11 protein-coding genes are annotated in these 14428 nt (G+C 69.2%); 6 read left to right on the plus strand and 5 right to left on the minus strand.

What is annotated here, in order from left to right:
• Positions 1–29 precede the first annotated feature (29 nt).
• Positions 30–1016 (minus strand): AurF N-oxygenase family protein, encoded by a 987-nt coding sequence (locus C8K38_RS24435; RefSeq protein WP_097213961.1) that lies wholly within the window; start codon positions 1014–1016, stop codon positions 30–32.
• Positions 1017–1260: 244 nt separating this feature from the next.
• Between C8K38_RS24435 and C8K38_RS24440 the strand changes: the two genes are divergently transcribed.
• Positions 1261–2070, plus strand: coding sequence for an FAD:protein FMN transferase (locus C8K38_RS24440; protein ID WP_097213962.1), 810 nt, complete (start codon positions 1261–1263; stop codon positions 2068–2070).
• 17 nt (positions 2071–2087) lie between these two features.
• On the opposite strand, the gene pgi is transcribed toward C8K38_RS24440, so the two are convergent.
• Positions 2088–3737: a glucose-6-phosphate isomerase gene (pgi, locus tag C8K38_RS24445; protein ID WP_097213963.1), complete on the minus strand. Its 1650-nt coding sequence runs from the start codon at positions 3735–3737 to the stop codon at positions 2088–2090.
• Between the two features lie 184 nt (positions 3738–3921).
• Here pgi and C8K38_RS24450 point away from each other — a divergent pair, with 184 nt between their 5' ends.
• Positions 3922–5373: an NAD-dependent succinate-semialdehyde dehydrogenase gene (locus C8K38_RS24450; RefSeq protein WP_097213964.1), complete on the plus strand. Its 1452-nt coding sequence runs from the start codon at positions 3922–3924 to the stop codon at positions 5371–5373.
• A 38-nt stretch (positions 5374–5411) separates the two neighbouring features.
• Here the strand turns inward: C8K38_RS24450 and C8K38_RS24455 are convergent, their stop codons facing one another.
• On the minus strand, positions 5412–5705 hold the full coding sequence (locus C8K38_RS24455; protein ID WP_077042663.1) for a chorismate mutase: 294 nt from the start codon (positions 5703–5705) through the stop codon (positions 5412–5414).
• 127 nt (positions 5706–5832) lie between these two features.
• Between C8K38_RS24455 and pcrA the strand changes: the two genes are divergently transcribed.
• Positions 5833–8289 (plus strand): DNA helicase PcrA, encoded by a 2457-nt coding sequence (gene pcrA, locus C8K38_RS24460; protein WP_097213965.1) that lies wholly within the window; start codon positions 5833–5835, stop codon positions 8287–8289.
• A 33-nt stretch (positions 8290–8322) separates the two neighbouring features.
• On the opposite strand, the gene C8K38_RS24465 is transcribed toward pcrA, so the two are convergent.
• Together C8K38_RS24465 and C8K38_RS24470 are read right to left on the minus strand one after the other, a co-directional pair.
• Positions 8323–8721: a hypothetical protein gene (locus tag C8K38_RS24465; RefSeq protein ID WP_097213966.1), complete on the minus strand. Its 399-nt coding sequence runs from the start codon at positions 8719–8721 to the stop codon at positions 8323–8325.
• Positions 8722–8821: 100 nt separating this feature from the next.
• Positions 8822–9700: a M23 family metallopeptidase gene (locus C8K38_RS24470; RefSeq protein WP_097213967.1), complete on the minus strand. Its 879-nt coding sequence runs from the start codon at positions 9698–9700 to the stop codon at positions 8822–8824.
• Positions 9701–10126: 426 nt separating this feature from the next.
• On the opposite strand from C8K38_RS24470, the gene C8K38_RS24475 reads away from it, so the two are divergent.
• The 3 genes from C8K38_RS24475 (at position 10127) to sucD (ending at position 14259) form a co-directional block, all read left to right on the plus strand.
• The gene (locus C8K38_RS24475) at positions 10127–12016 is read left to right on the plus strand and encodes a hypothetical protein (RefSeq protein ID WP_257017788.1); all 1890 of its coding nucleotides are present in this window, start codon (positions 10127–10129) and stop codon (positions 12014–12016) included.
• Positions 12017–12161: 145 nt separating this feature from the next.
• Positions 12162–13331: an ADP-forming succinate--CoA ligase subunit beta gene (gene sucC, locus C8K38_RS24480; protein ID WP_027500848.1), complete on the plus strand. Its 1170-nt coding sequence runs from the start codon at positions 12162–12164 to the stop codon at positions 13329–13331.
• Positions 13332–13344: 13 nt separating this feature from the next.
• Positions 13345–14259: a succinate--CoA ligase subunit alpha gene (gene sucD / locus C8K38_RS24485; protein WP_097213968.1), complete on the plus strand. Its 915-nt coding sequence runs from the start codon at positions 13345–13347 to the stop codon at positions 14257–14259.
• Positions 14260–14428: the final 169 nt, after the last annotated feature.

Here is a 14428-nt window from a genome sequence, read left to right on the forward strand (position 1 = left end):
GCGAAACGGCTTCCGATCTGGGGGTCTGGTCAGGCGGCGCTGCGGACCGGCTCGCTGCGGTAGCGCGAGCTCTTGCCGTCGATCTTCAGGCCCTTCCAGACCAGGCGCGACGCGGGATTCATCAGCCCGCTGTCGGTGGCCAGCATCCGCACGTCCGCGAAGTAGTCACGCAGGGTCTGGCGCGCCTCGGGGGTGCCCCAGAACAGGTCCTTCTTGACCTGCTTCGGGATGTCGAACTCGCGCCAGAACTGCTTCGGCGGGATGACGATGACGTCGCACAGGATGCGCATGATGATCGGCATCGCGAGCGAGGCGAAGAACCGCCCCACCTTCGACATCTTCGGGACGCGCCGACGCAGGAACTGGTGTGCGAAGGAGATGTGCCTGGCCTCCTCGGCGACATGAATCGCCATGACACCCTTCATGATCGGGTGGATGACGCCGTCCTCGCGCAGCACGGCCTTCTGGATGTGGTCGATCGGCTCCTCGCCCGCGAGGACGCCCATGAAGAAGATCACCGGCAGCGTCGAGCCGGCCAGCGGGAGGAACGGCGAGACGAAGCGCATCAGCGGCCCCATGCCGGGGGTGTCCTTGCCGATCCGGTTGACCATCTCCTGGAACATCAGGGTGTGGTTGCACTCCTCGATGGTCTCGTGGGTGCAGTAGCGGGCCTCCGGGGAGCCGTTCTCCAGCGAGAACACGTACTGCATCATCCCGCGGATCAGGATGTTCTCGAACTGCAGGCCGACCTTGGCGACATTGGCCTGCCGCCACATGCCGATCTCGATCTGCTTCTCCAGGGGCAGCGCCTGGTACCACGGATGGCTGCCGAGGGGGTCGCTCTCCTTCTGGAGGACCCACCGGGGATCGTTCGGGATCACCGCGAACTCGGGGGAATCCCAGTCGATGTCCTCGAAGGGATCGAAGTGCTTGTGCACCGAGGCTTCCGACAGCATCGTCAGGGACTCGTCGTACCGGGCCTGATCGGATCGATCGGTCGCTGTCGTCAGTGTCATGGCTACTCCCGCTGTCGCTGTCGTTGCTGAGGCGATCGCGCACGGCATCGTCTCTTCGGTGCGGCGTTCCGGCCGCGGTGTCTCGATGTTCAGGTAACTGTAACCGCGAGTCGCATGCAAATCCAGGACTTGGGCCAATTCGATCGCGGCGGCAGGAAAAATCGCTCAATCCCAGCTCAGAAACCTGGCGCATACTGGTTTCAGCAGACCCGCCACATCGGCGGCCCATCCGTGGAGCACCATCATGGTTCCGAGCATGCAGTGGCACACCTGGGGTAGTGAGGTGGAAATCCAGGTGACCGAGGGGGCCGCGCTCGGCGCTGCGGCCGACATCGCCGCGGCCACGCTCGATGAGGTCCGCGCGGCCTGCGACCTCACCCGTGGCGATGCCGAGATCCATGCCGTCAACCTCTCCCAGGGCATGCCGGTCAAGATCAGCCGACGCCTCACCGCGCTGATCCGGGCGGCGCTGTGGGCGGCCCGGATGACCGGTGGCGCCGTCGACCCGGTCTCCCGTGACGCGGCGGACCCGTGCCGGGTGCCTCCCATTCATCCCGAGAGCACGTTCGAGGACATTCGACTGGACGGTGACACGGTTTTCGCCCCGTTCGGGGTCTACCTCGACCTCACCGACACCGCGAAGGCGGGCATCGCGGATCGGGTGGCCCAAACCGCCGCGGGCACACTCGAGTGCGGAGTCCTGGTCCGGATCGGTGACACCATCTCGACCGCAGGGCACTGCCCCATCGGCGGATGGCAGGTGGAGATCGGGGCGGGCGCGCCGATCGAGGTGCTCACCGGGAAGGCGCTGTCCTCAGCACGTTCCGCGGTCCTGGCGGAGTGGGACGCCGACGGCGGACTGGACGGTGTCACCGTGATCACCGAGGACAGTCTGTGGGCCTACGCGGCGGCCGCCGCTGCCGTGAGCCGGGGAGTGGCCGCGCTGCGCTGGCTCGACGAGAACGAACTCGCCGCCCGCGTCGCGTACCGACGGGGCACGGTGCGCATCACCGACGCGTGGACGCACCTGCTGCCCCACGGTCACGTCGCCTAGGTGAGGCCGGGCGAAACTCAGACCGCGCGTCCCCTCCTGCTGCGGTACCACCGCACCAGGGTGTCGGTGGACGAATCGGCTTGCTCCGCAGGGGCTTCGGGGTTGGTGAGGATCGGGCCGAGTTCGAGTGCCTGGGTCTTGCCCAGTTCGACGCCCCACTGGTCGAAGGAATCGATGCCGAACACGACACCCTCGACGAAGACCTGGTGCTCGTACAGCGCGATCAGCTGGCCGAGCACCGAGGGGGTGATCCGGGGCGCGAGGATCGTCGTCGACGGCCGGTTGCCGGGCATCACCTTGTGCGGCACCAGTTCCGGTGCGGTGCCCTCCGCCGCGATCTCCTCCGCGGTCTTTCCGAACGCCAGGACCTTGGTCTGCGCGAACAGATTGCTCATCAGGATGTCGTGCATGCTGCCGGTGCCGTCGAGCGTCGGCAGATCATCGGTTGGCTCGGCGAATCCGATGAAGTCGGCGGGGGAGAGCCTCGTGCCCTGGTGCAGCAACTGGTAGAACGCGTGCTGGCCGTTGGTGCCCGGCTCGCCCCAGAAGATCTCCCCGGTCGGGGTGGTCACGGGGGACCCGTCGGCGCGCACCGACTTGCCGTTCGACTCCATGGTGAGCTGCTGCAGGTAGGCCGCGAACCGGCCGAGATCGTTCGAGTAGGGCAGCACCGCACGTGAATCCGAGTCGAAGAAGCTCGAGTACCAGAGTCCGATGAGGCCGAGTAGCACCGGCGCGTTGCTCTCGAGCGGGGCGGTCGCGAAATGCCGGTCGATGGTGTGGAAGCCCTCGAGGAACTCGCCGAATCCTTCCTTGCCGATCACACACATCAGCGACAGCCCGATGGCCGAGTCCACGGAATAGCGTCCGCCGACCCAGTCCCAGAAGCCGAACATGTTGTCGGTGTCGATGCCGAACTCGGACACCCGCTCGGCGTGGGTGGACACGGCGACGAAATGCTTGGCGACGGCGTCCTCGCCGAGCGCCGCGGTGAGCCAGCGCCTGGCCGCCGTTGCGTTGGTGAGGGTCTCGAGGGTGGAGAAGGTCTTCGAGGCGACGATGAACAGCGTGGTCGCCGGGTCGAGACCGGCCAGCTTGCTCACCAGATCGGCGGGATCGATGTTGGAGACGAACCGGGCCGCGATGCCGGCCTCCGCGTAGTGCCGCAGCGCCCGGTACGCCATCACCGGGCCCAGATCGGATCCGCCGATGCCGATGTTGACCACGGTGGTGATGCGCTCGCCGGTTGCCCCACGCCATTCGCCCGAGCGCAGCCGATCGGTGAAGCGCCCCATCCGTTCGAGCACCTCGTGGACGTCGGCGACCACGTCCTGGCCGTCGACCACAAGGGCCGCGTCGGCGGGCAGTCGCAGCGCCGTGTGCAGTACGGCGCGGTCCTCGGAGGTGTTGATGTGCTCGCCCCGGAACATCGCGTCCCTGCGCTCCTCGACCCCGGCCGCGCGGGCCAGTTCGATCAGCAATCGCAGGGTCTCGCGTTCGACCCGGTGCTTGCTGTAGTCGATGTAGAGATCGCCTGCCGTCACCGTGAGCTCGCTGCCGCGCTTGGGGTCCTCGGCGAAGATCTCGCGCAGGTGCCGCGTCCCGACCTCGTCGTGGTGCGCGCGAAGCTCCTGCCAGGCGGCCGTGGCGGTGATGTCGAGACTCATACGTCGAGACTAGTGGGGGAGAACCTGCGGCGCTCAGCGCTTCCCGGTGCGGGTGCTCCTTGATCGATCGTGTCCGGCGGTTCGCCGAGTGTGCACCTACGGTCGGGACCACTCGGCCGACGCAACGGGATCTGCACACTCGACGGGGCCTTCCAATAGTCGCGCGGGCGGGCAGTATGGAGCCATGGACGAGCGAACTCTGATCGAGTCGATTCCCACGAAGCTCTGGATCGGCGGCAAACAGGTGGACGCGGCCGGCGGCGCGACGTTCACGGTGGTCAACCCCGCGACCGGCGAGCCCCTCACCGAGGTTGCGGACGCCAGCCCAGCCGACGGCCTGCTTGCTCTCGACGCGGCGGCGGCCGCCCAGCGCGAGTGGGCGGCCACCCCGGCGCGCAAGCGCGGCGAGATCCTGCGGGCCGTGTTCGAGGCGATCACCGCCCGCGCCGACGACTTCGCCCTGTTGATGACGCTGGAGATGGGCAAGGTGCTGGCCGAGAGCAAGGGCGAGGTGGCCTACGGCGCCGAATTCTTCCGTTGGTTCAGCGAGGAGGCGGTGCGGATCGCCGGCCGCTACACCCACGCGCCCGCGGGCACCGGCCGGATCCTGGTAGGCAAGGCCCCGGTCGGGCCGTGCCTGGCGATCACCCCGTGGAACTTCCCGCTGGCGATGGGGACCCGCAAGATCGGGCCCGCCCTCGCCGCAGGCTGCACGATGATCGCCAAGCCCGCCGCCGAGACGCCGCTGACCATGCTGTTGCTCGGACAGCTCATCGCCGACGCCGGGCTGCCCGACGGCGTGCTGTCGGTGCTGCCGACCTCGAACGCGGGCGCGCTGACCGGGCCGCTGATCGACGATCCGCGGCTGCGCAAGCTCACCTTCACCGGGTCCACCGGAGTCGGGCGCAAGCTGATCGAGCAGTCCGCGAAGGGGCTGCTGCGCACCTCGATGGAGCTCGGCGGGAACGCGCCCTTCGTCGTGTTCGAGGACGCCGATCTGGACGCCGCGGTGGACGGGGCGATGCTGGCCAAGCTGCGCAACGGCGGCGAGGCCTGCACCGCGGCGAACCGGTTCCACGTGCAGAACTCCGTCCGCGAGGAGTTCAGTGCCAGGCTGACCGAGCGGATGCGATCGATGACCCTCGGGCCGGGCACCGACCCGGATTCGAAGCTCGGACCCCTGATCAACCCCGCCCAGCTCGACACCGTCAGCGAGCTGGTGCGGGACGCGATCGCGGTGGGGGCGCAGGTGCGACTCGGCGGTCAGGCGCCGGCCGGGCCCGGCTACTTCTACCCGGCGACGGTGCTGGCGGACGTGCCCGTCGAGGCCCGAATCCTGCGCGAAGAGGTGTTCGGTCCGGTCGCCGCGATCGCCGGGTTCGACACCGAGGAGGAGGGCATCGCCGCCGCCAACGACACCGAATACGGGCTGGCCGCCTACATCTACACGCAGAGCCTGGATCGGGCGCTGCGGGTGGCGGAGGCGCTCGAGACCGGGATGGTCGGCGTGAACAGGGGAGTGATCTCCGACGCCGCCGCGCCGTTCGGGGGCGTCAAGTCCTCCGGGTTCGGACGCGAGGGCGGCAGCGAGGGCATCGAGGAGTACCTGGAGACCAAGTACATCGCCCTGCAGTAGCGGTGGGCTCCGGTCCTACCGGCAGAGCCGGCCGGGTCCTACTGGCCGAGCCGGCCGCGGCCGAGGCGCAGCAGCAGCATCGCCAGGGTGTGACCCTCCTGGCCGAGGTCGCTGAAGCGCTCGAGGACCTTCATCTCGCGGCTGTGCACGAGGCGCGGGCCGCCGGAGGCCATCCTGGTGCGGCCGATGATCTGGGAGACCTCGCTACGGCGCTTGATCGCGGCGAGGATCTCGGCGTCCAGTCGGTCGATCTCCAGTCGGAGCTCCTCGATCTCGGCCTCGCTGGTGGGGAGGTCGGGGTCGGTGGCATCCGATGGAACTGAGCCGCCCATGTGTATTTCTCCTCGTGTCAGATCAGGAATCACAGTTTGCCACGGGCGTGAGGGGCTGACCATCGGCGGGGGCGCGGGCCGGTCCGGGGGCGCCGCTGTCGGTGCGCGGCGGTAGCGTTGACAGACGATGAACACTTTCTCAGCAGCAGCTCAAGCGGGTACCCGCACCCCTTCGGCGGCCCTCCTCGAGGGGCTCAACCCGCAGCAGCGCGAGGCAGTGGTGCACGCCGGTTCGCCGCTGCTGATCGTGGCGGGCGCGGGCTCGGGGAAGACCGCGGTGCTGACGCGTCGGATCGCGTACCTGCTCGCCGAGCGGGACGTCGCGCCCGGTCAGGTCCTTGCCATCACGTTCACCAACAAGGCCGCCGCGGAGATGCGCGAGCGCGTGGCGCACCTCGTCGGGCCCAGGGCCAACAACATGTGGGTCTCGACGTTCCATTCGAGCTGCGTGCGGATCCTGCGGATGCAGGCCGCGCTGCTGCCGGGACTGAACTCCAACTTCACCATCTACGACGCGGACGATTCGCGCCGGCTGCTGACGATGATCTCGAAGGACCTGGAGATCGACGCGAAGCGGTACTCCGCGCGGCTGCTGGCCACGCACATCTCGAACCTCAAGAACGAGCTGATCGACCCGGAGCGGGCCGCGGCGGACGCCGACAAGGATCCGAACGAGCTGGTCCGGCTGGTCGCGAAGGTGTACGGCCACTACCAGGCTCGACTGCGCGCGGCCAACGCGATGGACTTCGACGACCTGATCGGCGAGACCGTCGCGCTGTTGCAGAACTTCCCGCAGGTGGCCGAGTACTACCGGCGCCGGTTCCGGCACGTGCTGGTCGACGAGTACCAGGACACCAACCATGCGCAGTACGTGCTGGTGCGCGAGCTGGTCGGAGGGATCGCGGACAACGGGTCCCTGGTCCCGCCAGCCGAGCTGTGCGTGGTCGGCGACGCGGACCAGTCGATCTATGCGTTCCGCGGCGCCACCATCCGCAACATCGAGGAGTTCGAGCGCGACTACCCCGACGCCAGGACCATCCTGCTCGAACAGAACTACCGATCCACCCAGAACATCCTGTCGGCAGCGAACGCGGTGATCTCCCGCAACACGGGCAGGCGCGAGAAGCGGCTGTGGACCGAGTCCGGCGAGGGCGAGCTGATCACCGGCTACGTTGCCGACAACGAGCATGACGAGGCCTACTTCGTCGCCTCCGAGATCGACAAGCTGGTGGACGCGGGCGACGCGAAGTTCGGTGAGGTCGCGGTGTTCTACCGCACCAACAACTCGTCCCGGGCGCTGGAGGAGATCTTCATCCGCCTCGGCCTGCCGTACAAGGTGGTCGGCGGCGTCCGGTTCTACGAGCGCAAGGAGGTTCGCGACGTGGTCGCGTACCTGCGGGTGCTGCAGAACCCCGACGACACGGTCAGCCTGCGCCGGATCCTCAACACCCCGCGCCGCGGCATCGGCGACCGGGCCGAGGCCTGCGTGGCCGTGCACTCGGAGCAGCGCGGCGTCGGCTTCGCGCAGGCACTGCGGGACGCGGCGGACGGCGTGGTGCCGCTGCTGAACACCCGCTCGCAGAAGGCGATCTCGGCGTTCCTCGAGATGATGGACGACATCCGCGAGACGTTGCAGCCCGACGACACCGGGCTGATCGACATCGGCGAGGTGGTCGAGGCCGTGCTCGACCGGACCCGCTACCGGGCGGAGCTCGAGGCGAGCAGCGATCCGCAGGACGGCGCGCGACTGGACAACCTCAACGAGTTGGTCAGCGTGGCGCAGGAATTCAGCTCCGACGCGCGCAACGCCGCGGGCGTGGAGACGGAGATCGACGAGAGCCTCGAGGGCGCGCTTGCGGCCGCGGCCGACGGGGATCTCGATCCCACCGAGGGCGAGCCGGACCCGGGCTCGCTCGCCGCGTTCCTCGAACGGGTGTCGCTGGTGGCCGATTCCGACCAGCTGCCCGACAACGGCGACGGCGTGGTGACCCTGATGACCCTGCATACCGCGAAGGGCCTCGAATTCCCGGTGGTCTTCGTGACCGGCTGGGAGGACGGCCAGTTTCCGCACATGCGCGCGCTCGGCGACCCCGCGGAGCTGTCCGAGGAACGCAGGCTGGCCTACGTCGGCATCACCAGGGCCCGCCATCGGCTGTACCTCACCCGCGCGATCATGCGCTCGGCGTGGGGGCAGCCGATCACCAACCCGGAATCACGATTCCTGCAGGAGATCCCGTCCGACCTGCTGCACTGGCGGCGGGAGGATCCGGGTACCGGCGCAGGCGGCGCGATCGGGGGCGGGCGTCCCCGCGGCGGTCAGGGCTACGGCGGTGGCGGCGGCTTCGGTGGCGGTCAGGGTTACGGCGGGTCGGGCAACGCCACACCGAGCTTCGGTGCCGCCCGGTCGCGCAACAACCATCTGGTGCTCGCCGTCGGCGATCGCGTCAGCCACGACAAGTACGGTCTCGGAACGGTTTTGGAGACCAAGGGCAGCGGGCCGACGGCGACGGTCACCGTCGACTTCGGCTCCGCGGGCAAGGTGCGCCTGATGCTCATCGGAGGCGTCCCGATGGTCAAGCTCTAGTCCCAAGGGGCAAGCCCCGAGCGGACAGCGGCGCTAGGAGGAACTCCCCAACGGCGACGGGATGGCGTCGAACTGCAGTGTGGTCGTGGCCAGGTCGCCGCCGGGCGCGTCGAAGGTGAAGACCGCGACGTACCGTCCGGGTTCGTTGACCCGGGTGGCCACGGTCGCCCCGCCGAGGGTCAGGGGGACGGTGAGGGTCCGGTCGTCGCCGTCCGGTTCGGTGATGTAGACCAGGACCGGGGTTGTCGCGTCCGCGCCTGCCGGGACGGGGCTGACGGCCATGGCGAGCGTCACCAGGTTGTCCGAGTACACGGTTCCGATCGGTGGCATGGCGGTGATCTGATAGGTGGCGGCCGCTGCGGTGGGCGCCAGTGCGAGCGAGACTGCGCCGGTGAGAGCGGCGGCGGCGACGGATCCTCGGATGTAGTTCACGCGAACCCCTTGCTACGTAGACGTCAACGGAGTCTGGCGCACCGAAGGCTAATGCAGGCAGCGCCGTTCCGCCGGACGAATGCCGGGGTGAGGGTCGTTCCTAGTCGCGCTCGACGCCGAGGCTGATGCCGCGGGTCGCGAGCCAGGGGAGCGGATCGATCTTGTTCTCGCCGCCCAGGTGCACCTCGAAGTGCAGGTGCGGTCCGGTGGAGAAGCCGCGGTTGCCCATCCGTGCGATCTGATCGCCCGCCATGACCTTCTGGCCGACCGAGACGTTGGACGAGTCGATGTGGCCGTAGACGGTGACGGTGCCGTCGGCGTGCCGCAGTCGCACCCACATGCCGAAGCCCTGCGCGGGCCCGGAGTCGATGACCTCGCCGTCGGCGACCGCGTAGATCGGGGTGCCGATGGCGTTCGCGATGTCGACGCCTGCGTGCAGCGTGCCCCACCGGGCGCCGTAGCCGGAGGTGTAGGAGCCGACGGCGGGCAGTACGAAGAGGGGGCGACGGGCGGCGGCCTCGCGGGCGGCACGCTCCTCGCTGAACCGCTGGCCCTTGGCGAGCAGGTTCGAGAACTGGCTGAGGTCCGTCGGGGCTGCGATGTTGAGGACCTGCGGAGCCTGGGAGCCCGTGTTCGCGGCCGTGTCGGCGGCGAACTGGGCGGCCTGCGGCTCGGCGGTGGCGGCGGTGCCCGTGGAGCTCTCGTCCGCGGCCAGATTGAGCTCGGCGGTATCGGTGCTGCTGGGGCCGCTCAGGCCGGCCTGGCCCGCGGCGACGACGGCGCCTGCTGCGACCGCGATGACTGCGGCGCGGCCTTTGAGGGCGGTGGGGGGAGCGGGGATCCGGTGTGCTCCACCGCGGCGAGCGGGAGCTGCGAGGTCCGAATCGAAAGAGGTGTCGAGCTGGTCCAGCGGGGCGGAGCGGTAGTTCGTGGAGCGCGGTGTTCCGAGATTCGCGGAGCCGATGTAACGATCCGGCACGCGATGCGAATAAGTCTGCGTGGTCTCGTTGTCGCCTGCGTATTCGAAGCTCGATCTACTGGGTTCAACCGGGGCCTCGTAGCGAGGCTCTACGGCGTGACCTGCGGAAATCGAATAAACCGTCGTTGCGGCCTCGGTGGCCTGCTCCTGCGGGGCGAAGCGGCTGGATTGGAAGGGTGCGCGATGCCTGGACACTTGCCGCCTTCCTGTTCGTGATCTGTCTGTGACTTTGACCCAAGCGACGGTAACGAAACGGTTGCGAGCGCCGCAACTCCTAGCGCCAACTCGTTGGGATATGTGAGATGCATCACAGGGTGATTACGGCCGGGCCTGGGAATACGCCGGAAGGCGGCTGTAACGGGGCGAGCTGGATTCTTGTGAAGTTCGGTCGAGACCGACGCCGATGACCAACTAGCGTCTGACCGCGTGGCGCCCTCACCCGATCTCAGAACCAGTTCTCGGGCCAAGCCCGAACGCATCGACGCCCAGGACGGGTTCGGCTCGCCCGAGCCGTCCCGCGGCCCGGGTCCGGTCGCGATCGCGGCGGTCGTGCTCGCCCTGCTCGGTGTCGCCGCGACGGCGGTCGCCCCGGTGCTCGGCGTCATCCGCCAGGAGACCGGGCCCGCCGTCGCCGCTGCCGCCGTCACCGCCCTCGTCTGCGCGGCCCTGGCGCCTGCCTTGGCCGTGCTGGCACTGGTGGGCCGCAGGCCTGCCGTCGCGGGGACGGTGCTGGCCGGCGCAGGCGGCGTTTCGGTCGGGCTGGTGGTGCTCGACCTCCAGCTCCTCGACGACCCGATCAACGCGAACCGGCTCGAGCTGTTCCGTCCGCTGACCGCCGCGTCGCTCAGCGCGGGTCCCGGTGCCTACGCGATCCTGGCGGGGCACGTCCTCGTGGTGCTGGCCGGGTTGCTCGGACTCGTCGCGGCGGCGAGGGCCTCGAACGCCGACGGCTACGGACACTCCGACTACCCGGATCACGACGGGGCGGGCGTCGGCCGCCGGATCGGCGCCGGACTCTCGGTACTCGCGGTGGCGGCCGCGGTGGTCCTCGCCGCGGCGCTCTTCGCGCCGCCGCTGAGATCCACCGACCCGGTGCTGCTGGTGCCTGCCGTCATCGAGTCCGCGGCCCCGATGTCGTTGGGCGCGGGGCTGGTCGGGGTGGCGGTGCTGATCGTGGTCGCCGCGGCACTGGCCGCGATCTCGCCACTCGGTGCGGCGGGCGCCATCGTCGGGGCCGCGGTGGCGGCGCTCGGTCTGGTCGGCGTGCGACTGGTCGCGGGCCTGCCGGCGGGTGACGGTGTCTCGGTCGGTCCCGGCTCGGTGGTGGCGATCGCGGCGTGCGCGGTGCTCATCGCGGTCGGCTGCGTGATCCCGGCCGCGGCGGCCGCCCGGGCGCGCCGCGGGCTGGCGCAACTCCTGGCGCAGTCCACCGCCGCGGCCACGGCGGCGCCCGCGGCAGCGGGCACCACCAAGTCCGCCGCCCGCGCGAGGGCGGCCGCGGCCGAACGGGCCCGGGTCGGGCGCTGGCACGTCGCCACCGCGGTTGCCGGGATCGTGGCCGGGCTGCTCGGCGCGGTCGGTGCGCTCCTTCCCGTGCTGTCGGTTCCGGACGGGGTGCCGGAGCCGCGGATCCTGGCGACCAGGGTGGTGCTGCTGGCGGGGGTGGTGCTGGTGGTCGCCTGCGTCTGGCTGCTGCTCTCGGAGTTCGCGGGCCTGGTGCGCCCCGCGGTCGGGGTGCTGTGGGCCGCTCAGGTGATGGCGGTCGCCGCGGCGCTGCAGGCGGTGGTGGTCGCGGGCGACCTGCCGGGGTTCGGGCCCGGCCCCGGCGCGGCGTTGCTCGCCCTGTCCGCGGTCGCGGCGGCCGCGACCGGACTCCTCGCGCTCTGCGCGGGGTCGGCGGAGCGCGACGGCATCGACACCTCGGTCGAGTTGCCTGTCCAGCTGCCGGTGCTGATCGTCGGCTCGGTCGCGGCGCTCGTATCGGTGGCCGCCCTCGGTTTGCCGCTGTATCGCGGTCGCGACTTCGGCCCGGACTCGTTCGCACAGTGGCCGTGGGGCTGGGACCTGTGGGGTCGCGCACTCCTCGCGGTCGTGATCGCGGCGGCGGTGCTCGTCGCGGCGCGGTCAAGAGCGGCAAGGGGCGCGTCCCTGATGATCGGCGCGGTGACCGGAATGTCCGTATACCTGATGGGGTGGCCGTTGACACGCGCCCGGGTGGCGGAGCCCGCGATGGGCGCGGGGGCGGTCTGCGGGCTCGTCGCGGTGGCGTTGCTGGCGGTGACCGCTTTCATGGTGGTTCGTCGAAATCGCCGGTGAGCTGACGCTCACGCCCCCTTGTGCCGTGAGATATGCCACATAGCATCAATGCGGTCGATAGACGATTGATTCAACTAGATAAAGTCCGGGACGGACCCGCTCTTACCCCTCGAGCGGGCGTCAACACTGACGAGACGGTGAGCAGATGGATCTCTTCGAATACCAGGCGAAGGAACTCTTCGCCAAGCACGGCGTGCCCACGTCGGCAGGACGTGTTACCGACACTGTCGCCGGCGCACGTGAGATTGCCGAGGAAATCGGCAAGCCCGTGATGATCAAGGCGCAGGTCAAGGTCGGAGGACGTGGCAAGGCCGGCGGCGTGAAGTACTCCGCCGACGTCGACGCGGCTGTCGCGAACGCCGAGTCCATCCTCGGGCTCGACATCAAGGGACACGTCGTCAAGAAGCTGCTGGTCGCAGAGGCGAGTGACATCGCCGAGGAGTACTACATCTCCTTCCTGCTCGACCGCACGAACCGCACCTACCTGGCCATGTGCTCGGTCGAGGGTGGCGTCGAGATCGAGGTCACCGCCGAGGAGAACCCCGACGCCCTCGCGAAGATCCCGGTGGACGCCGTCAAGGGTGTCGACCTCGCGTTCGCGCGCAGCATCGCAGAGGCGGGCAAGCTCCCGGCCGAGGTGCTCGACGCCGCGGCCGTGACCATCCAGAAGCTCTGGGAGGTCTTCATCAAGGAGGACGCGCTCCTCGTCGAGGTCAACCCCCTCGTGCGCACCCCCGATGACCAGATCCTGGCCCTCGACGGCAAGGTCACCCTTGACGAGAACGCCGGCTTCCGTCAGCCCGGCCACGAGGCCTTCGAGGACCGGGACGCCACCGATCCCCTCGAGCTCAAGGCCAAGGAGAACGACCTCAACTACGTCAAGCTCGACGGCTCCGTCGGCATCATCGGCAACGGCGCGGGTCTGGTCATGTCCACCCTCGACGTGGTCGCGTACGCGGGCGAGAAGCACGGCAACGTCAAGCCGGCCAACTTCCTCGACATCGGTGGCGGCGCCTCGGCGGCCGTCATGGCCGCCGGCCTCGACGTCATCCTGAACGACGCCCAGGTCAAGAGCGTCTTCGTCAACGTCTTCGGCGGCATCACCGCCTGTGACGCGGTCGCCAACGGCATCGTCGGCGCCCTGCAGACCCTGGGCGACGAGGCCAACAAGCCGCTCGTCGTGCGCCTGGACGGCAACAACGTCGAAGAGGGTCGTCGCATCCTCGCCGAGGCCAACCACCCGCTGGTGACCGTCGTCGCCACCATGGACGAGGCCGCCGACAAGGCCGCCGAACTCGCCTTCGCAGCGAAGTAAAGGGACTAGAACAATGGCAATCTTCCTGACCAAGGACTCCAAGGTCATCGTCCAGGGCATCACCGGCGGCGAGGGCACCAAGCACACCGCCCTGATGCTCAAGGCGGGCACCCAGGTCGTCGGCGGCGTCAACGCCCGCAAGGCCGGCACCACCGTCTCGCACACCGCCGCCGACGGTTCCGCCGTCGAGCTGCCGGTCTACGCGACCGTCGCCGAGGCCATGGAGAAGACCGGTGCGGACGTCTCCATCGCGTTCGTCCCCCCTGCCTTCTCCAAGGACGCCATCGTCGAGGCCATCGATGCGGAGATCCCGCTCCTCGTGGTCATCACCGAGGGCATCCCGGTGCAGGACTCCGCGTTCGCGTGGGCCTACAACGTCGAGAAGGGCAACAAGACCCGGATCATCGGCCCCAACTGCCCCGGCATCATCACTCCGGGGGAGGCGCTGGTCGGCATCACCCCGGCCAACATCTCCGGCAAGGGCCCGGTCGGCCTGGTGTCCAAGTCCGGCACCCTGACCTACCAGATGATGTTCGAGCTCCGTGAGTACGGCTTCTCGACCGCCATCGGCATCGGCGGCGACCCGGTCATCGGCACCACTCACATCGACGCCATCGAGGCGTTCGAGAAGGACCCCGAGACCAAGATCATCGTGATGATCGGCGAGATCGGCGGCGACGCCGAGGAGCGTGCGGCCGACTACATCAAGGCCAACGTCACCAAGCCGGTCGTCGGCTACGTCGCGGGCTTCACCGCCCCCGAGGGCAAGACCATGGGCCACGCAGGCGCCATCGTCTCCGGCTCCTCGGGCACCGCGCAGGCCAAGAAGGACGCCCTCGAGGCGGCAGGCGTCAAGGTCGGCAAGACGCCGTCCGAGACCGCCGCTCTCGCGCGCGAGATCCTGCAGAGCCTGGTCGTCGAGGCCTGAGTGAACTGAGCGGCTGACGCCGCTCCGGTCTCACCGAACGAGGGGCACCTGCCCGCGCTCACCGCGCGGGAAGGTGCCCCTCGTTCTTTCGTCCGACGGGCGGGCGCCGCGGGCTCAGGGTTCACACAGAGAAATGCGCTAGCGTTCATTGAGGAATTGACCAGTCGCA

Source organism: Rhodococcus sp. OK611 (genome assembly GCF_003050885.1).
Lineage (GTDB): Bacteria > Actinomycetota > Actinomycetes > Mycobacteriales > Mycobacteriaceae > Rhodococcus_G > Rhodococcus_G oryzae.